Consider the following 19,579-nt stretch of genomic DNA (forward strand, 5'->3'; position numbering starts at 1 on the left):
AGGGACAAGAAGCGGGGAGTGACCGCCCCCGAAGGCGGGTGTCCGCGCCACCGACGGGACGACGCCACCCCGCCGGCGCGACGCCCCCGCCGGAGCACGGCACCCGCACCCCGCCGTGAACCGCGTTGTCAGAGGCGCTCGCTAGTCTCCCCCTCATATCGCAGCTCAGGGACTCCTCGTAGTCCCTGGTTCCGGCTGCGCCGGCATCGGATGGACAGGCGGAGGGGCACGGCTGATGGCGTGGCTGGCAGCGGGTGAGGGGTACGAGATCACCCTGGAGGAAGGGCGCGTGGTCGCACGGCGCGCCGGGGGACGGCAGTTGAAGACGGTGCCGAAGGCACTGCGCGACAGTCCCGAGACCGACCGGCTGAAGCAGCTGGCCGAATGGCTGGACCGGCACGCGGCCGCGTGCGTGGCCCAGGTGGACGCCTGGATGGTCTCCTCGCTCCCGGTCCCGACCGAACTGATCGTACGGGTGTGGCCGGACGAGGCGTGGCGGGCGGCGCTGCGCGACATGGCCGTCGTCGGCGACGACCCGGACGAGGCCGGCTTCCTGCGGGACGTCACCGCGGACGGGGAGCTCAAGGTCGTCGACCTCGACGGCGAGACCGTACGGCTGTCCCCGCGCACGGTGACGCTTCCCCACCCCGTCCTCCTGCCGGACCTGGACGACGTACGGGACTTCGCCGCCGACCTCGGCATCACCCAGAAGGTGGAGCAGATCCACCGGGCGACCTGGACCCGGCCGGACGGACCGGACACCGCACACCCGGGGACGGCGACGGAGGTACGGGACTACGCGGGCGGGAAGTTCGCCTCGCGGTTCGGCCTCGCCGCACGCGCCACCAGCCTCGGCTACCGCGTCTCCGGCGGCTACGCCACCTGCAAGGTGCGCGACCGGGGCGCCGGCACGGAGGCATCGGTGTGGATCGGCGAGCCGTACTGGGACGGGGAGTCGGAGACCGGCGCACTGAGCTGGCACGACGGGGACGGCCGCGCGGTGCGGCTGACCGAGGTCGGACCGGTCGCCTGGTCCGAGGGGATGCGCATGGCCGCTGCGCTCTACGCCGGCCGCACGATCGAGAAGGGTGAGGGCGCATGACCGCGACTGCCGGGAACAACAATCGGGAACTCCTCGCGGCGGGCGCGGTCCTCCCGGCCGGCACACCGGACGCGGGCCCCTTCGCGGTCGAGCTGACCGCACGGACCTACCACCACCCGGTCCTCGGCGACGACCGCGTCGTCGTCCGGCTGGCCGCGGCCGAACTGGGCCCCGCCGAGGACCTCGCCGCGAGCTTCCTCGGACTCCAACCGCACACCGCCCCCACCGTGGTCGGCCTCGGCCCGCGCCGGGAACTCGGCTTCCCCGAATGGGTCCTGGTCCACCACCCCGAGGACGGGCACCACGCCCTGGCCGTCGTACCGGAGCTGGACCGGCTGGCCCGGCAGGCCAGGACCAAACCCAAGGCCGCCCTGGACGCCTGCCACGAACTGGCCGGACGGCTCGCCCAGTCCGTCCCGCACTTCCTGCCCCTCTTCTACGAGCAGGCCGCGCGGATCTTCCTCGGCGTCGAGAACAGCACCTACGCCGGCCAGCTCTTCGGCCGCGCCCGCACGGCCGAGGCCCAGCACGGACTGACGGTCGACGAGAACCGGCTCGACGCCGTGTTCCTGGAGTTCGCCCTGGCCGGCGCACTGCCGGTGAAGGTCCTGACCGGCTACGGCAAGGACCTCTCGGCCCGACTCACCCCCGCCGAGGCCTACGAGCGGTTCCGCCGGCTGTGCGTCCGCCGCACCGCCGGCGGCCTCGCCCCCTCCGCCCAGACCGCGACCGAACTCAAGCGCCTCGCCCGCGCCGCGTCCCTCTCCGGCAGCGAGGCGGAACAGGACCACCTCGCCGAACTCCTCCCGCTCCCGGCCACCCTGCGGGCCCCCGCCGGCTGGTGGAAGTCGCACCGCGGCGCACTGGTCGCCCTGGCCCGCCGCGTGCCGTCCGTACGGGGCACACTGCTGTCGATGACCCCGCCCGGGGACGACGGGGAGACGGCCGAGCTGTGGCTGGGGATCCTCGCGGACTCCGGGGCCGACGCAGGCCTCACCGACGCCGGCCTGCCGCAGCAGGAGCAGTGCCCCGACGGCGCGGCCGGCTGGCTGGAACGCTTCCACGCCGCCCGCCACCGGGGCTGGGGCCCGCGCCCGGCACTCCCCGCCCTGCTCACCCTGGTCGAGCGGGCGGCCGGCCGACTGCGCACCGAGCTGGCCGCACGCCCCGACAACGAGCGGTTCCTGCGGATCGGCGTCGAGGACGTGGACCTGCTGGACCTCCTGCTCTCCCTGGGGATCCAGGTCGCCGACCCCGAGAGGAAGCACCTCCGCCACCGCGGCGACAACGCCCTGAACCTGACGGACTGGGCACGCGGCGACAACCCCCGGGACCTGACCGCACTGGAGGCCGACCCGCGCTTCCGGCCCGCCTTCCGGCGCGCGGCCGACGGCTACACCAACGCCTCCTCCGGCGCCGATGTGATGCGGCGGCTGGCCGCCTCCCCGGGCGGCCGCCCGATGCTCACCGAATGGATGCGCGAGGTGGCCGCCTCCTCGGTGACGGCCGCACTGCCCGGACTGCCGCAGACGATCGAACGCCTCTCGTGGCTGCCCGCCGAGGCCCTCACCCTCGCACCGCGGGAGGTCGCGGCCGCGGCCGGCGCCGACCTCGGCGAAGCCGTGGCACGCACCCTGCGCGGCGGCCTGTGGGAGGAACTGCGCTGGCCGGCGTGGGAAGAGGCCCTGGAACACCTGGCACCCGGACATCACAGCACCGAGGGCCTCACGGTCGCCGAGGCATGGCCGTACCTGATCGTGGCCAACGCCACCCAGGCACGCGTCATCGACGCCGACTCCACCGTCCTCGTCCACGACCTGCGGACACCCCCCACCTCCGTGTGGCGCACGGGCTTCCACTACGTGGACGGCGCGCTGCTGGTGTTCTGGAGCACCTACGGCCGCGGCGAACCGCAGGGCTACTGGCACACCGCACCCGACACGGTGTTCACGCTCCCGGGCCTCGACTCCTGGGCCATGCGCTCGGACCACCTCAGCCTGCCACTGCCCACCGGCGGCCGGGCCACCGGCGGGGGAGTCCTCCACACCGGCGACACGAAACTGCCCGCCGAACGCGCGCTGCTGTCCGACGGCACCTCGTACTGGGTATGGCAGGACAGGGACGGGGACGAACCGGGCGGCTGGCTCGAGCACGACCCCGCGAGCGGCACGTACGGCCGGTGCTCCCAGCCCGGCTTCCTCGCCGACGCCCTGCTGCCGCACCCTCCCGGAACCGAGCTGACGGCCCGGTCCTGCCGGCTGCGCCCCGCCCCGGCGGTGGCCGGATCGGCCCAGGGGACGTCCGCGGACGGACTCCTCGGCTGGCGCGTCGTACAGCTGCCCGACGGCACCCACCACGGCGAGGACACCACCGGACGGACCGTCACCCTCCCCAAGGACCACGGCCGGCCGGACGGCGCCCTCACGTTCCCCGGCGACCACCGGCCCCGGGCCCTGACCCGGCAGTGGCGCGAACTGTCGCTCCACGACCCGGACGGCCTGGTCACGGCGACCGCCCACTGCGAACACCACAACAACCTGTACGGGACCGCCGCCCAGGCCCTGCCGCCCCTGCCGTACCTGCACATGCTGCGCGCCCGCGACCCGCAGGGCTCGGCCGCGCTGCGGGGCACCGACACGGAGACGGCCGGGGCCCTGCTGAAGGCGGCCGCGCTCGCGGAACGGGCGACGGACCTGCCCGGACTGGTACGCACCGCACTGCCCCGCCTCTCGGCACCCGAACTGGTCGCCGGGGTGGTGAAGGTGCTGCGCTTCGCGATACAGCAGCAGAAGACGCTGGACGCCGTGGCCGCACGGCTCGACCCCGCCAACCGGCCCGCCGAGGACCGGATCCAGGGGCCCAGCGACCAGACGCTCGCCAAGGCACTGCACGGCATCACCGACACCGAGCGCTCCTACTACAACTACGGCGCGGACTCCGACGTGACCCACCGCTACCTGGAGGACCTGGCGTCCGCGCGCGCCGACACCACCGCCACGGTCCCGCCGGGCCGGCTCCACTTCGACCTCCCGTCACTGCCGTACTCGTCACTGCCGTTCGTCCCGCTCCTGGACGAGCCGGCCGCCCTCGCCTACCGGGCCGTCGCACCCGGCGCCGACCCGGAACACCGGGCGGCCCTCCTCGACATCCTGGGCCGGGTGGACGCGCTGGGACTGGCCTCGACGGCTTCGGCCACCCACTGGCGCCGGGTCACGGTCCGCCTGACCACCCCCCACCTGCACACACCGGACGGCCAGCGGCGCAGCGCCGCCCACCGCAGCGTGCTGCCCCTGGGCGGCGGCGCCGCGCTCGGCTTCACCGAGCACAACACCGAGATCGACGGCGGCCGGGAGTTCACCGCGCTGTTCCACGACCCGAGCGGCCGCTTCGAGGTCCCCGGCCCCTACACCGGCGGCGGCGAGACCCGGGTCGGCGACCGGACCCGCGCCGCCGACTGGCTGACCCGCTTCCTCGAAGAGGCCCGGACCCGCCAGGCCGCGCCCTTCTCGCCCCGGGCCGCCGACGAGTTCAGCGAACTCACCGGCGCCTCCCGGGCCCTGGCCCGGATCCTCCTCGCGGGCATGCCCGCCATCGACAGCTGGGAGAACAACTTCCTGCCCGCCGAACTGCGCAGGACCCTCGGCCTGAAGGTGGCCGAGGCCGGACACGCCCGCGACGAACTGCGCGCACTGCCGGCCGAGGTGCGCCGCGCGCTCCTCGCGGCGCTCCTGCCCGACACCCCGGCACACCTGTGGACCGAGGGACCCGACGTGGCGGCGGCCGCCGCCGTGTGGAACGCGAAGGTGGGACGCCGCCGCCAGGTGCCCGACTGGCTGACCGCGGAGGCCGCCCGCGCCACCCGCGGCGGCTGGCCCGTGCACCGGGCCCTCCCGGCCCTGCTGGAACCGGAGTCCTCCCCGGAACTCTCCACCGACGTGCCGTGGCACATCGAGGGCGACCGCCCGGCACCGGCCACCCCCGCCGACACACCGTTCACCTCGTCGGTCCTGGCCGGCGCCATGAGCCTGACGGCCTGGCTCGCCCACCGGCTGCCCGCCGGCGACCCGGTCAGGGCGGCACTGCCCAGCGCCCTGACCGCCGTGCGGCAACGGCTCGCATACCCCGAACTGCTGCTCTCCGTCGGGCACTTCACCAGCCTCGCGGACTTCCGGAAGGTGGCCGGCGCCCCGACCCGGACCGCACCCGACCACGAGCAGTACGGCGCGGTGCTCATGGCCACACAGGACGGCCAGCCCCAGCCGGCCGTCCGCCCCGCCCTGCTGGACCCCACCGGATCCGACCCCTACCTGGCGGCCCTGCGCGGCGCCGACCAGCAGCCGACCCAGACCGAGGCGGCCCTGCGCCGCGCCCACGACCCGGCGTTCGCCCGGCTGCTGGCCGACCCGGGCGCACCCGCGGCCGGCACGGCGGACGACGAGGGCCTGTGGTGGCCGCAGGACCCGTCCCGTTCGGTGCCCGAACGCGTCGCCGAGGCCGCCGGGAAACACGGGCTGACCGCCGACGCGGCGACGCTCTACCTGATGCTGCTGGCCCTGCCCGACCCGACGGACCGCAACACCGCCCGATGGACGGGATGGAAACCGGCCCGCCTCAAGGCGGCCCGGACCGAACTCGCCGCGACCGACCTGGTGGTGACGGCCGTACGGGCCCGGGCCGGACGCTCCCTGTTCCTGCCGGGCGCCTGGGCGGAGCAGTCGGCACCCGTCCTGCCCGTCGAGCAGTGGAAACTGCCGATGTACGGGACCGTCACGGGCGGCCGTCCCGCACTGGGCGCCCTGGTCCCGCTCGAACCGGCCGCGGAGCTGTTCACCCGGGCCTGGCGGCGGATCCTCGACGGCGACCTCCCGCGCTTCGAGGAACTGAAGGTGCGGCGCACCAGGCGCCGCCGCTGAACCACCACGGCCCCGCAGCCGGGCCACCCGCCACCAGAACGGCGCGGCGCCCCCGCACCCCGGGCGCGCCGCGCCGCCCCACCCCCCTACGCACCCCGCGAACCCTGACGAAGGACCCCGCATGACCGCCACCGAACAGACCGCACCCGCCCGGCAGGGCCGGCCGGCCGAGGAGCACCACGCCACCGAACTCGCCTTCCTCGCCGCCCAGGACACCGGCCCCCGCCCGCCCGGCTGGGCACTCACCCCCCGCGCGGTCGTCACGTTCGTCTGCGGCAGCGACGGCGCGGAACTGACCCTGCCCCGGCGCCGGACCGGCCTCCCGACGAAGCTGGTGATCGCCCCGAAGTTCGTCGGCGAACGCGCCCTGGTCGAACGCTGCGTGGTCACCCTCGCCGGAGAACGCGGACTGCTGCTCACCGGCGAACCCGGCACGGCCAAGTCGATGCTGTCGGAACTCCTCGCCGCCGCCGTCAGCGGCACCAGCGCCCTGACCGTGCAGGGCACCGCGGGCACCACCGAGGACGCGTTCCGCTACGGCTGGAACTACGCCCTGCTCCTCGCCCAGGGCCCCACCCCGCAGGCCCTGGTGGACTCCCCGGTCCTGGCCGCCATGCGGGCCGGACGGGTCGTGCGGGTCGAGGAGATCACCCGCTGCCTGCCCGAGGTCCAGGACGCCCTCGTCTCCATCCTGTCCGACCGGCGGATGAGCGTGCCCGAGCTGACCGCCACCGAGGACGCGGTCGTCCGCGCCGCCCCCGGCTTCACCGTCATCGCCACCGCAAACCTCCGCGACCGGGGCGTCTCGGAGATGTCGGCCGCGCTCAAGCGCCGCTTCAACTTCGAGACCGTCGACCCGATCGCCGACGCCGACGCCGAAGCGGTCCTGATCCGCCGCCAGGCGGTCGCCGCCGTCCAGCGCGCGGGCGCGGCCTTCGCCGTCGACGAAGCCGTCCTCGACGCCCTCGTCACCGTCTTCCGCGACCTGCGCTCCGGCCGCTCCACCGAGGGCTGGGACGTGGAGCGGCCCGGCACGGTCATGTCCACCGCCGAGGCCGTCCAGGTCGCGGCGTCCCTCGGGGTCGCGGCCGCCTACCTGCCCGGCGGGGACGTACTCGACCTGCTGCCGGGACACCTGCTCGGCGTGGTCCGCAAGGACGACCCCGCCGACCACGCACGGCTGCTGGGCTACTGGGACGGCCCGGTGCGCCGCCGGGCGGAGAACGGCTCGGCGATGTGGCGCCGGCTCTGGGACCTGCGCGGGAGCCTGCGTTGACCGCCCCGGACCCCCGCGCGGCCGTGGACGCGCTGGCCGCGTCGCGCACCCCGTACCTGCTGGGCGTGCGCCACCACAGCCCGGCCCTGGCCGCGGTGGTGCCCGCCCTGCTCGACGAGGCACGGCCCGACGTGGTCTGCGTCGAGCTGCCGGCCGACTTCCGGCCCTGGCTCGAACACCTCGCCGACCCCGGGACCGTCGCCCCGGTCGCCCTGGCCGGCGCGGGCGAAGGAGGACGGCTCTCGTTCTACCCGTTCGCCGACTTCTCGCCCGAACTCGCCGCGATCCGCTGGGCCGCGGGCAGGGGAGTGGAGGTCGTGTGCTGCGACCTGCCCCTCGCCGACCCGGGCTGGTCGGCGAAGGAACCCGCACCGGCCCCCGGACCGGACGGGACCGGGACCGCGCACCCCGCCGCCCCCTCCGACGCCACGGACACACCCGGCCCCGGCCCCGTTTCCGAGGACGGTACGGTACGGACACGGCACTCCTACGCCGAGGCGCTCGCCGCCGCCGGCACCGGCCGGGACGGGGACGACCTGTGGGACCGCGCGGTGGAGGTACTGGCCCCGGGGTGCGCCCCGGACGCGGTGCGCCGCGCCGCACTGGGCGTGGGCTGGGCCCTGCGCGCCGACGCCGCCGTACCCGCCGCCGACCTGGCGCGGGAGGAACGGATGCGGCAGGTGATCGCCGCCGCCTCGGCCCACGGGCGCCGGGTGGCGGCCGTGATCGGCGCCTTCCACGCCCCCGCGCTCCTCACCCCCGCACGGGCGGGCACCGGAGCACAGACCGGGGCCGGGCCGGACACCGCGCGGGACCGGCCCGAGGCCGAGGCCGGGGCCGGGGCCGGGAAGGAGACCACCACGCCGTCCGACGGCCCGGCGGTGACCTCCCTCGTGCCCTACTCCTTCGACCTGCTCGACTCCCGGTCCGGCTACCCGGCCGGAATCCGCGACCCGCTCTGGCAGCAGGCGGTGCTCACCACCGCCGGCGACCCGCAACGCATCCGGGAAGCCGCCGGCGACGCGGTGACCGCCCTCTGCCGCGAGCTGCGCCGCAACGGCCACACCGCGGGGACCGGCGAGGCCGCCGAGACCCTGCGCCTGGCCTGCGACCTGGCCGCCCTGCGCGGCCTGCCCGCACCCGGACGCGGCGAACTCCTGGAAGCCGTCACCACCGTCCTCGGACAGGGCGAACCCCTCGGCCGGGGCCGGGCCCTGGCCCGCGCGCTGGAGACCGTGTTCGTCGGCACCACCCGCGGCCGGATCACCCCGCACGCACCCCGGTCCGGCCTCGGCCCGTCCGTCGAGGCCGAACTCGCACAACTGCGCCTGCCCCGCCCCGACGACCCCGCCCCCCGCGACCTGCGCCTGGACCCGCTGCGCTCACCGCTGGACGCCCGCCGCGAAGCGCTCCTCCAACGGCTGCTGGTGATCGGAGCCTCCTACGGCGAACCCCTGGACGTGGCCGGCACCGGCGACGCCACCGCACTCGGCACCCGATGGCGTGCCGCCTGGACCCCCTCCGTACCCGCACGCCTCGACCTCGCGGGCGTACGCGGAGTGACCGCGGCCCAGGCCGCCGCCGGCACCCTCGCCGCGACCGCCCGCCACGAGGCCGCCGAAGGCGGACCCACCCCGGCCCAGATCCTCACCGGACTGACCGCCGCCGCCCGCTGCGACCTGCCCGCACTGGTCGACGCACGCCTGCACGAGGCGACCGCCGTCCTGCCCCGCGACGCCGACCTGCCCGAACTCCTCCAGGCCCTGGACCTGCTGGAAGGACTACGACGCGGCCACTACCCCGCCACACCGCACCACACCCGCACCACGGCCGGCACACTCACCGAGGAACTCCTCGAAGCCGCGGTCCGCTCCCTGCCCGGCCTCGCCGGAAGCGACAGTGAGGCCGACGCCGCCGCACTGGTCGCCCTCGCGGACCGGGCGGCCACCCGCCACCTGGGCCTGCGACTGGACCAGGCCCTGGCCGAACTCGCGGACGGCGGCGCACCGCTCGTCCAGGGCGCGGCCCTGGCCGTCCGCGTCCTGCTCGACCTGGACGACGCGACCGGACTGGGCGGACGCACGGCCGGCTGGATCGACCAGGCCACCGCCCCCGACACCCGCCGGGCCCTGACGAAACGCCTCACCGGACTGCTCACCGCCGCCGGCCCGCTGCTCCAGACCTCACCGGACGCCCTGACCCCGCTCATGGACCGGATCGACACCCTGACCGACCAGGACTTCCTCGACCGGCTCCCGGCCCTGCGCGGCGGCTTCGACACCCTGCCCCCCGCCGCCCGCGACGGACTGCTCACCACCGTCACGGACCGGCTCGGCGACCGGCTCGACCTGTCGCTCGACGCCCCGCCCGAACTGCTCGCCCTGTGGGCGGCGGCCGACGCCGCCGGATCGGCGGCCCTCAAGGCCCTCGGCCTGCCCCACCCGGACACCCCCACACACCCCGACCCCGACCCCGAACCGGACCCGGCCGGCACCGCCCGCCCCGCACCGGACACCGCCCCGAACGGCCCCGACCGCCGCCTCGGCCGCACCGACCGGTGGCGCCTGCTCCTGGGCCGCCACAAGGAACACCTCACCGGCGACGCCCGCCGCTACGCCCACGCCCTGGACGAGCTCTACGGCCGCGGCCGCGGCGAAGGCGCACACGACCCCGGCGCCACCGCCCCCGGCCAGGGCGGCGGCCAGGACCCCTCCTTCCCCACCGCCCGGGAGTGGGCACAGGAACTGGAAGCCCTCTTCGGCACCGACGTACGCGAAGAAGTCCTCGCCGAGGCCGCCGACACGGGACGCACCGACGTCCTCGCCCAGCTCGACCCGGCAGCCGTACGCCCGTCCGTCGAACTCCTCGGCTCGGTACTGTCCCTGGCCGGAGGCATGCCCGAGGCCCAGCTCGCCCGGCTGCGCCCCCTGGTGAAGCGGCTCGTCGACGAGCTGTCCCGGCAGCTGGCCACCCGCCTGCGCCCGGCCCTCACCGGCCTGGCCACCCCCCGCCCGACCCGCCGCCCCGGCGGACGCCTCGACCTCGCCCGCACCCTGCGCGCCAACCTCGCCCACACCCGGCGGACACCGGACGGCCGGCTCGTCGTCGTACCGGAACGCCCGCTGTTCAGCACCCGGGCGAGCAAGGAGGCGGACTGGCGCCTGGTCCTCGTCGTCGACGTCTCCGGCTCGATGGAGGCATCGGTGATCTGGTCGGCGCTGACCGCCGCGGTCCTCGGCGGGGTCCCCACCCTGTCCACCCACTTCCTGGCCTTCTCCACCCAGGTGATCGACCTGACCGACCGGGTCGAGGACCCGCTGTCCCTGCTCCTGGAGGTCCGGGTCGGCGGCGGCACGCACATCGCGGCCGGCCTCGCGCACGCACGCTCGCTGATCACCGTGCCCAGCCGCACCCTCGTCGTCGTGGTCAGCGACTTCGAGGAGGGCGCACCCCTCGGCCACCTGCTGGGCGAGGTCCGCGCCCTGGCCTCCAGCGGCGCCCACTTGCTGGGCTGCGCGGCACTCGACGACACCGGCACCCCCCGCTACTCGGTGTCCGTGGCGCGCCGACTCGTCGCGGCCGGAATGCCCGTGGCCGCCCTCAGCCCGCTCGAACTCGCCCGCTGGGTGGGCGACCGCCTCCGTGGAGAACCCCGTTGAGCACCCGCACCCTGCCCCCCGTCGCCCCCGACGTCCTCGCCGACGCCGTGGAACAGCTCAGCCCGCGCCTGCGCAGAAAACTCGACGCGGCGATCACGGACTGCGCCGGCCGGGCCTCGGCCACGGCCGACGGGGCGGTCGAGGTCCCCTTCGGCGAGGACGCCGCGGTCACCCTGCGCCCCGGCCCGTCCGGCACCGTCACGGAAGCCGGACAGGCCGTGTGCACCTGCCTGCTGGCCCCCCGCTGCCTGCACCGGGCCGCGGTCCTGGGCGCGGCCCCCCTCGCCGACGGCAACGACGCCACCGACCCCGCACCCCCCGGCACCGGCACCGGCACACAACCGGAGCCGCAGGAGGCCGCACCCGCCACCGGAGCCGGGGCGGCCGCCCCGGCCGCTCCCGACGCGGCACAGGTCCGCGCCGCCACGGCGCTGTGGGACGCCGCCGCCGAGGCCCTGTCCGCAGGCGCCACGGCGGGCGGCGCCGTGGTGCAGGCCGAACTGCTCCGCGCCGCCCACACCGTCCGGCTGGCCGGCCTGCCCCGGGCCGAAGCGGCCGCACTCACCGTCGTACGGGGGCTGAGAGCCGCACGGGACCGGAGCGGGGAACAGCGCCTCGCCGACCTCACCGGAGCCTTCCGCGAGCTGCTGGCGGGCGCCGCCCTGCTCGCCTCCGGAACCCCCGGAACGGACGCGGCGCGCCCCGCCCGCCGGGTCTACGAGCAGGGCGGCACCCTGCGGGTGTACGGCCTGTGCCGGGAGCCGGTGCTGTCCGCGACGGGATACGGCGGGGTGACCACGCACCTGGCCGGCCCGGACGGCACCCCCTACACGGTGTCCGACGTGCGCCCCGGCGGCCTCGCCCGCGCGAAGGGCGCGGGATCCGCGTCCGTGGCGCTCGGCGGCGCCGTCCTCGACCACGCCGGCCTGGCCCGCGGCGGCCTGCGGATCGTCGGCGCGACCGTCTCCGCGGACGGGCGGCTCGGCGCGGGACGGAAGGTCGGGGCGACACCGCTGCGCGGGGTGGACTGGTCCGAGGAACCGGCCGCCGCCCTCTTCGCCCGGCCGGTGCGCGAGGCGATGGCCGCCGTCCTCGCCGACCCGGGCGGCCCCGGGGGCCCGGCACCGGAGCTGCTGGGCTGCGACACGGAGGTGATCGGCGCGGCCGACGGCTGCGTCGTCGTCCGCGTCACCGGCGGGGGACCGCTGCTGCGGCTGCGCCCCGCTCACCCCCACCCGGAGCTGCCGCACGCCGCCAACCTGCGACGGATCGCCCAGCACCCCGGGCTCGCCCTGCGCGTGCTCGGCCGCCCCGACCTGGACCGGGCGGCGACGCTCCTGCCGCTGGCGGTCGGACCGGTGCCGGGGGAGCCGGCCACCCTGCGCCTGCCGGAGGCGTGGAAGGGCCGCGCCGACCTGGGCTACGACCGGCTCCAGGGCGAGCACTTCCCCGCCCGGCCGGCGGGAGGGACGGCCGGCGGGCCGGTCACCGCGGGCCCCGACCCGCTGGCCCTGGCACCGCTGTGGCGGGTCCGGCGCCTGCTGGAGACGGGTGTCGCGGGCGGCCGGCGCGCCGTGGCCGAGGCGGGCCGGGGGCCGGACGCCGCCTCGCTCTCCGCCCGCCTGACCCGGGCGGGGCTCGGCCGGGCGGCCCATCTCGCGCGGGCCCTGACGGCGGAGGCGGACCGCCGCCCCCGCGACCCCTTCGGCCGCCTGGCCGACCCCTCCGCCGACGCCTACGCCCGGGCCTGGCTCGCCTCGGCCGTGCATCTGGCCGCCGCGGAACGCTCGCTGCTGGCCGCGTCCTGGTCGCACCCCACGGCCTGATCCCGCCCGGCCCGACAGGCCGCCACCGGGCGGCCGTTGAAGTCGTCGCGGAACGGTCGGCCGCTACGGAACGGGCCGGCGGGGCCGTCCGCGCGCCCGCGCGCGGACGGCCGCACCGCCGGCGCGCCTGTGACGGAACGAGGACGCCGCGGGAGACCGCCCGTGACGGCCGGACGCGGGGTCCGTCAGACGCTCCAGATCTCCTTCACCGTCGCCACCCGGCCCTGGGCGTCCAGCGTGATCTCGTAGATGTTGCCGAAGCAGCCGAAGGGCGCCTTCACCTTGGGGTAGTCGTCGGGCGCCCCGATCTCCTGGGCGAGGCAGCGGTCGATGTGCAGCGCCAGCTGGTCGTGGTCGACCTGCTTCCACTGACCGGGGCCGTCGGCCAGGGCCAGCTGCGCCCCGACGTTCTCGGGCAGGACGTAGTGCGTGGTCGGGGCGTCCTTGTCGGCGCCGTAGATCCAGTCGTTCGGTGTGCAGTGCGGCTTGGCCCGTGCGGCCTCGAAGCCGCCGGCGTCACGCATCAGCGTGACCTTCAGCCGTGTGTGCCCCGCGGGCAGGGTCGGCGGCTTGCCGCAGTCCCCGTCCTCCGCGCCGCCGGTGGCCGGGGAGGCGGCGCCGTCGCCCCCGGCCGCGCCCACGGCGTCGGATTCCTCCGGGCCGCAGGCGGTGACGGCGCCCAGAGCGGCGAGCAGTGCGATCGCGCCGAGAAAACGGCGAGTTGACGTCATTCCTTCATTCCCCCGAATGAGATGGCTCAGTGACGTGATCATGATTGATCGACGGGGCTTTCTACCCCACGGAGCTGTCGGGGGGCCAATCGGCCGGGCCAAGGGCCGCGCCCGGCGCGACCGTACCGCCGGGGCCGGTCACTCGCCCGCGGCGCCCCGCGCGGTGGCCAGCCAGGCACGGTAGCGGCGCAGGGCCCGCCGCTGCTTCCACTGCTCGGAGGCCAGGGCGAGGGCCGGGTGGATACCGGGCCGGGGGCCGGCGCCCCTGGCGAGGCGGCGCATCTGGTGGCGGACCCGGGCCATGCCGGCCGCCGAGGCGAGCGTCTTGTCGGACCAGGTCACCGGTGCCATCCGCCGGTCGGCCTCGTGGTCGTCCTTCCACCGGTCGGGCAGGTCCGGGGTGACGGCGAGGGCGGTGCCCATGCCGATGACCGCCACGCCGCTGTCGAGGACCTGTTGTGCCGTGGCGCGCCGGGTGATGCCGCCGGTGAGCATCAGCGGCAGCGGGCTCGTTGCGACCAGGTCCCGGGCCAGGTCGAGGAAGTAGGCTTCCCGGGCCCGGGTCCGGGCGTCGGCGGAGCCGCCGGTCATCGCCGGGCTCTCGTAGCTGCCGCCGGACAGTTCGACCAGGTCGACGCCGAGCAGTGCGAGCATCCCGATGACCTGCCGGGCGTCGTCGGCGTCGAAGCCGCCGCGCTGGAAGTCGGCGGAGTTGAGCTTGACCGCGACGGCGAAGGACGGGGAGACGGCGGCGCGTACGGCCCGGACGGTGTCCAGCAGCATCCGGGCCCGGTTCTCCAGCGGCCCGCCCCACCGGTCGGTGCGCGTGTTGACCAGCGGGGAGAGGAACTGGGAGAGCAGATAGCCGTGGGCGGCGTGGATCTCCACCCCGTCGAACCCCGCCTCCTCGGCGCGGCGGGCCGTGACGGCGAACCGGTCCACGGTCCGGTCGATCTGCCGCGCGGTCATGGCGGTGGGCCGCCCGAACCGGCCGCTGTGCCTGCCCAGGGAGACACCGGCGTCGGACGGCCCCCACACCACGCCGGGCATGCCGGATTCCACCTGGCGGCCGGGGTGGTTGATCTGCATCCAGACCGCCCCGCCGCCCGACCTGCCGGCCGCGGCCCAGTCGGCGAACGGTTCGAGCGGCGCGTGCTCGTCGAGCACGACGCCGCCGGGACCGGTCAGCGCCTCGGCGTGGACCATGACGTTGCCGGTGATCAGGAGCCCGGCACCGCCCGCGGCCCAGCGCCGGTAGAGCGCCGGCAGCCGCCGGCCGGGAAGCTGTCCCTCCCCGGCCATGTTCTCCTCCATGGCAGCCTTCGCGATCCGGTTTCCCAGTACCTGCCCGGAGCGCAGCCGCAGGGGCGAGAACAGCTCGCTGGTCATGGTCGTCTCCCTCTTCCGTGTCGTCCGCCTACAATGTGTGCACCACTTACATTACGGTGCGATGTGAGCACCGCAAACATTGGAGGGTGTGAGCTGTGCCGCAGAGCAACGGGTACCACCACGGCGATCTGCGCGCGGCCTGCCTGCGTGCCGCGCGCGAGCTGCTGGAGGAGGGCGGCGGCGCCGGGCTGTCGCTGCGCGCCGTCGCCCGCCGCGCCGGAGTGTCGGCCACGGCTCCCTACCGCCACTTCGCCGACCGCGACGCGCTCGTCTCCGGGGTCGCCGCGCAGGGATACCGCGAACTCGCCGGGAAGCTGGCCGGGGCCCGCCCGTCCCCCTCGTCGCCGGACGACCTGGCCACGCTCGCCGTCGTCTACGTGCGGTTCGCGCTCGAACACCCCGCACTGTTCCGGGCGATGTTCGCCGAACCCTGCGACCCCGCCGGCGGGGAACGCGTCGCCGCGGCCGCCGTCCTCTCGCAGTACGTCCAGGACGTCGCCCGCACCGCGTTCCCCGGGGCCGGAGACCCGGCGGCACGCGCGACCGCCGTCTGGGCCCTCGTCCACGGGCTGGCGTTCCTGCACCTCGACGGCAAACTCGACAGCTCCACCCCGCAGGCGGTCGACGACCAGGTCCGCGCCGCCGTGCACGCCCTGCTCGCCCCGCCCCCGGCGACGCCGCGCACCGCGACCGCTTCCGGCCCCGGGACGGCCGCCTGACAGTCGCGTGCCGGGCACGCGCAACAGGACCGAAACCCCCTTCCCGGACAGGCGGCCCGCCCCGACAATGGACTCAACCATCCTGCCCCCGGGGGGACTTGTGCCGGACCGTGCTTCCACTCCCGTTCCGCCCGCCATGCGCGGAGCCGCACAGGAACTCCAACTCGGCCCGCGCCAGGGGCTGGCGTGGACCGAGCCGGGGCGCTTCCCGTGGATCGTGGTGCTGCTGCCGGCGGTGATCGGACTGCCGCTCCTCTGGATGGGGATCTCGACCGCGGCGGAGGCCTGGCGCAGCGACGGCGCCTGGTACTACGGGCTGCCGCTGCTCGTCCTGGGGGCCGGCATCGTCTCCGTGGCCGGCTACTACCTCTTCCTCGGACTCACGAGACGGCAGCCGCAGGTCTGGGTGGGCCACTACCGCAACGGCATCGTCCGCCAGGTCGCCGGGAACGAGCCGGAGGCGTACACGTGGGACGAGATCGGCGGCATCCGGTGGCACGGCACCAGAGTGACGAACGGGATCACCAGCGCCACCACGCACGAACTGCGGGTACGCCCCCGCAAGGGCGCCGAGATCGTGGTGACCGACGGCTACGCGGGAGCCGTCCGGTTCACCGAGGAACTGGACAGGACGTTCACCCGCGCACGGCTGCCGCAGGACGGTGCCCGGCTGGGGGCGGGCGAACGGATCGGCTTCCTCGGCTTCCACCTCGACCCCGCCGGCGTCGGACACCTCGACCGCCTGCTCGGCTGGCGCGAGATCGAGCGGATCGAAGTGGAACACGGCTGGCTGGAGATCCGCCGGCACGGCGACAGGAAGCCCTGGGCCAGATTCCCCGTGGAAGCGGTGGAGAACCTCTCGGTCCTCCTGGCCCTCACCGAGCGGATGTGCCGGGAGGCGGCCGCGAACCGGCCGGAACCGGGCGACCCGGCCTGACCCGCCGGGCTCCTACGCCCCGTCCCCGCCCGCGCGGTCCAGCACCCCGGCCACGACGGTGTGCAGATGGCGGCGGAACCGGTCGAGCGAAGCCAGGTCGCGCGGGCCCGGGCGGCGCCCGGCGGGGGCGATGACCCCGGCCTGGCCGAAGGAGTGAACGGTCCACACGATCGTGAAGACCAGCATCTCGACGTCGACCCCGGCGCCGATACCGGCACGGTCCAGCACCGTACGGACCCCGGCGGCGACCTCGGCGACGAGCGGCCCGGCGAACTCCGCCTCGATCTCCGCCAGTTCGGCCCCCTCGGACAGCCAGCGGCGCATCCACAGCGCCGGGACCTCCGGGTTGCCCAGACAGAAGGAGAGATACGTGTCGACGAAGCCCAGCAGCGCGGCACGGGTCTCACCGGCCGACGGACCGCAGCCGCGCAGCTCCTCCAGCGCGGCCGTGACTGTTCCTCCAGCGCCGCCGCACCCTGCACCCCGCCAGGACGACCGGCGAAACACCCGCCAAGAACCCCCGCACCGACGGCACGTCGTACACACGACGTACCCCCGCACCCGGCCTGCTGCCCCTGACGTACCACCGGTTCGTGCCCCACAACGACGCGCACGGACAAGCCCCGCTGAAAGGCTCGACCGGCACGCCCCCGGACACCCCGGGCCGGCCCCGCCCGTCACCGTCAGGAGAAGCACATGACCACCCCCGGCACCGCCACACGGCGCGCCTCGGCCATGGCACTCGCCCTCGCCGCCGGCCTCACCACCGCCCTGGCCGCCGCACCCCCCGCCCCCGCCGCCCCGCCCCCGCCCACCGACACGGCACCCACGGCCGGACTCGGCCGCTACCACCAGCAGCGCCCCCACTGGCACGGCTGCGCCCGGGCAACGGACGACGAGACCGGCCGCGCCCTCGACACCGCCGGCGCACGCTGCGCGGACGTGACCGTACCGCTCGACTACAGCAGACCCCGGGGCCGGACCATCACCGTCGCCATATCCCGCCTGAAGGCCACCGACACCCGCCACCGGATCGGCTCCCTCCTGATCAACCCCGGCGGCCCCGGCGGCCCCGCCCTCGACATCGGACTCCTCGTACGCCCCGCGATGAAGGAGACCGGCGCCCGCTACGACCTCATCGGCATGGACCCCCGCTTCACCGGCCGCAGCACCCCCCTGGACTGCGGCCTGACCTCCGGACCCGGCCTGCTGTCGGCCGGCCCCGACCGGGCCGGCTTCGACCGCCAGACCGCCCGCGCCAAGGACGTCGCACAGCGGTGCCGCACCACCAACGGCCCCCTCCTGCCCCACGCCACCACACGCAACACCGCCCGCGACATCGACGTCGTCCGCAGCGTCCTCGGCGAACGGAAGATCTCCTACCTGGGCTTCTCCTACGGCACCTACCTGGGCACGGCCTACACCCAGATGTTCCCCGGGCGCTACGACCGGATCGTCCTCGACAGCGCCCTGGACCCCGACCGCTACAACCCCCGCCTCCTCAAGGGAGCCGACGCCGAGAACGAGAAGGCGTACGACGACTGGGCCGAATGGACCGCCGCCCGCGACAGCACCTACGGCCTCGGCCGCACCCGCGCACAGGTACGGGCCACCCTCGACGACGTGATCGCCGCCTCCGCCCGCCAACCACTCACCATCGGCACCGCCCCCGACGTCTTCCGCCTCGACAACAGCCAGGTCCCCGCCCTGCTCTTCACCGAACTCGCCGACGAGACCGAACCGGCACGCGCCCTTCTGGCCGAACACATGGCCCTGCTCGCCCGGGCCGCCGAAGGCCGCCCCACCACCCTGCCGCCCGCCTTCGCCGCCCTGATGCGCGGCGTGTTCACCCCCGCCGGTTCCCCCGTCGCCAGCGCCCAGACCGCGATCCTCTGCGGCGACGTCGCCGCCCCGCGCGACCCCGAGACGTACTGGCACGACATCGAGAACGGCCGCACCGCCCACGCGCTGTTCGCCCCGCTGACCGAGAGCATCACCCCGTGCGCCTTCTGGGACCGCCCCCGCGAGGCACCCCTCCGCGTCACCCACGACACCCCGGCCCTGATCGTCGCCTCCACCGGCGACCCCCGCGTCCCCTACCCCCACAGCGCCACCCTGCACAACCACCTGCCCAGCTCCCGCCTCCTCACCCTCGACGGCGCCAACCAGCACGCCAACTACGCCGTCTACGGCAACACCTGCGTCGACTCCACCGTCAACTCCTACCTCGCCACCGGCCGCCTCCCCGCCCACGACCGCACCTGCGCCAAGTAACCGCCCCCACACCACGCACCCCGGCCCCGACCCGACCCCGCCCGGGCCGGGGCACCGGGCCGGGAACGAGACCACCCGGCAGCCCCGGACACCACCCCCACCACCCGGTGCGGTACGAAGTCCGGTGTGAACGATCAGACCCCGCCCACCACCATCCGCGTCTTCATCGCACTCGCCCCACCCGACCACGCGAAGGAAGAACTGGCCCGGGCACTGCGCCCCGCCCACGCCACACACCCCCGCATGCGATGGAACCGCATCGAGGACTGGCACATCACCCTGGCCTTCCTCGGAGAACTCCCCACCACAACGGTCCCCCCGCTCCGCCCGCCCCTCGCCGCCCTCGCGGCGGACCACCCACCGCTGCGCCTGGCACTGCACGGCAGCGGCACCTTCGACGACCGGGTGCTCTGGAGCGGAATCACCGGAGACCTGGACGGGCTGCACCACCTCGCCGCCGACGTGCGCACCACCATCAGGAACCACGGCATCGACTTCGAGGACCGGCCCCTGCGCCCCCACCTCACGCTCGCCCGCGCCCGCCGGGGAGACCCGTCCTCGGTGGGCGAGATCGCCGGGAGCCTCGCCGGATTCACCGGCCGCCCCTGGCACACCGAACGCCTGCACCTGGTCGGGAGCAACGCCGGCCGCAGCCGGGGCCCGATCCACTACCGCGACATCGAGGCATGGCCGCTCGGCGACGAACAACCCGCCAGAACCTGACCAGCGGATACCGTGGTGGTCCGCCAACCG

General features: G+C 75.6%; 12 protein-coding genes. 9 read left to right on the forward strand and 3 right to left on the reverse strand.

Annotation, left to right across the window (positions count from 1 at the left end):
* Positions 1 to 235 precede the first annotated feature (235 nt).
* From ACF08W_RS20495 to ACF08W_RS20515, 5 genes are all read left to right on the forward strand, one after another.
* A complete protein-coding gene (locus ACF08W_RS20495; protein ID WP_392280087.1) occupies positions 236 to 1,102 on the forward strand; it encodes a DUF4132 domain-containing protein in 867 nt (288 codons plus the stop codon).
* The gene (locus tag ACF08W_RS20500; protein WP_392280088.1) at positions 1,099 to 6,015 is read left to right on the forward strand and encodes a DNA-binding protein; all 4,917 of its coding nucleotides are present in this window, start codon (positions 1,099 to 1,101) and stop codon (positions 6,013 to 6,015) included. The genes ACF08W_RS20495 and ACF08W_RS20500 overlap by 4 nt, the downstream gene beginning before the upstream one ends.
* Positions 6,016 to 6,136: 121 nt before the next feature.
* On the forward strand, positions 6,137 to 7,291 hold the full coding sequence (locus ACF08W_RS20505) for an AAA family ATPase (RefSeq protein ID WP_352280895.1): 1,155 nt from the start codon (positions 6,137 to 6,139) through the stop codon (positions 7,289 to 7,291).
* Positions 7,288 to 10,950: a DUF5682 family protein gene (locus ACF08W_RS20510; protein WP_392280089.1), complete on the forward strand. Its 3,663-nt coding sequence runs from the start codon at positions 7,288 to 7,290 to the stop codon at positions 10,948 to 10,950. Before ACF08W_RS20505 ends, ACF08W_RS20510 begins: the two co-directional genes overlap by 4 nt.
* Positions 10,947 to 12,776 carry a hypothetical protein gene (locus ACF08W_RS20515; RefSeq protein WP_392280090.1) on the forward strand — a complete coding sequence of 610 codons (1,830 nt, stop codon included), beginning with the start codon at positions 10,947 to 10,949 and terminating at the stop codon, positions 12,774 to 12,776. The genes ACF08W_RS20510 and ACF08W_RS20515 overlap by 4 nt, the downstream gene beginning before the upstream one ends.
* A 185-nt stretch (positions 12,777 to 12,961) precedes the next feature.
* Here the strand turns inward: ACF08W_RS20515 and ACF08W_RS20520 are convergent, their stop codons facing one another.
* Both ACF08W_RS20520 and ACF08W_RS20525 read right to left on the reverse strand, forming a co-directional pair.
* Complete coding sequence (locus tag ACF08W_RS20520; protein ID WP_392280091.1) at positions 12,962 to 13,507, reverse strand: hypothetical protein; 546 nt, start codon at positions 13,505 to 13,507, stop codon at positions 12,962 to 12,964.
* A 138-nt stretch (positions 13,508 to 13,645) separates the two neighbouring features.
* Positions 13,646 to 14,896 (reverse strand): 2,4-dienoyl-CoA reductase, encoded by a 1,251-nt coding sequence (locus ACF08W_RS20525; RefSeq protein WP_392280092.1) that lies wholly within the window; start codon positions 14,894 to 14,896, stop codon positions 13,646 to 13,648.
* A 95-nt stretch (positions 14,897 to 14,991) separates the two neighbouring features.
* Between ACF08W_RS20525 and ACF08W_RS20530 the strand changes: the two genes are divergently transcribed.
* Both ACF08W_RS20530 and ACF08W_RS20535 read left to right on the forward strand, forming a co-directional pair.
* Positions 14,992 to 15,615 (forward strand): TetR/AcrR family transcriptional regulator, encoded by a 624-nt coding sequence (locus ACF08W_RS20530; protein WP_392280093.1) that lies wholly within the window; start codon positions 14,992 to 14,994, stop codon positions 15,613 to 15,615.
* Between the two features lie 136 nt (positions 15,616 to 15,751).
* The gene (locus ACF08W_RS20535) at positions 15,752 to 16,552 is read left to right on the forward strand and encodes a DUF6585 family protein (RefSeq protein WP_392280094.1); all 801 of its coding nucleotides are present in this window, start codon (positions 15,752 to 15,754) and stop codon (positions 16,550 to 16,552) included.
* Between the two features lie 12 nt (positions 16,553 to 16,564).
* Here the strand turns inward: ACF08W_RS20535 and ACF08W_RS20540 are convergent, their stop codons facing one another.
* Complete coding sequence (locus ACF08W_RS20540; protein WP_392280095.1) at positions 16,565 to 17,059, reverse strand: hypothetical protein; 495 nt, start codon at positions 17,057 to 17,059, stop codon at positions 16,565 to 16,567.
* Between the two features lie 189 nt (positions 17,060 to 17,248).
* Here ACF08W_RS20540 and ACF08W_RS20545 point away from each other — a divergent pair, with 189 nt between their 5' ends.
* Entirely contained in the window at positions 17,249 to 18,826 is a 1,578-nt protein-coding gene (locus ACF08W_RS20545) for an alpha/beta fold hydrolase (RefSeq protein ID WP_392280096.1), read from the forward strand.
* A gap of 126 nt (positions 18,827 to 18,952) precedes the next feature.
* On the forward strand, positions 18,953 to 19,549 hold the full coding sequence (gene thpR, locus ACF08W_RS20550; protein WP_392280097.1) for an RNA 2',3'-cyclic phosphodiesterase: 597 nt from the start codon (positions 18,953 to 18,955) through the stop codon (positions 19,547 to 19,549).
* Positions 19,550 to 19,579 lie beyond the last annotated feature (30 nt).

Origin of the sequence: Streptomyces sp. NPDC015144, assembly GCF_043079735.1 — a bacterium.
Classification (GTDB): domain Bacteria; phylum Actinomycetota; class Actinomycetes; order Streptomycetales; family Streptomycetaceae; genus Streptomyces.

Coding starts and splice junctions, on each gene's coding strand:
- ACF08W_RS20495 (WP_392280087.1), top strand. CDS start 236: ATGGCGTGGCTGGCAGCGGGTGAGGGGTACGAGATCACCCTGGAGGAA.
- ACF08W_RS20500 (WP_392280088.1), top strand. CDS start 1,099: ATGACCGCGACTGCCGGGAACAACAATCGGGAACTCCTCGCGGCGGGC.
- ACF08W_RS20505 (WP_352280895.1), top strand. CDS start 6,137: ATGACCGCCACCGAACAGACCGCACCCGCCCGGCAGGGCCGGCCGGCC.
- ACF08W_RS20520 (WP_392280091.1), bottom strand. CDS start 13,507: ATGACGTCAACTCGCCGTTTTCTCGGCGCGATCGCACTGCTCGCCGCT.
- ACF08W_RS20525 (WP_392280092.1), bottom strand. CDS start 14,896: ATGACCAGCGAGCTGTTCTCGCCCCTGCGGCTGCGCTCCGGGCAGGTA.
- ACF08W_RS20535 (WP_392280094.1), top strand. CDS start 15,752: ATGCGCGGAGCCGCACAGGAACTCCAACTCGGCCCGCGCCAGGGGCTG.
- ACF08W_RS20545 (WP_392280096.1), top strand. CDS start 17,249: ATGACCACCCCCGGCACCGCCACACGGCGCGCCTCGGCCATGGCACTC.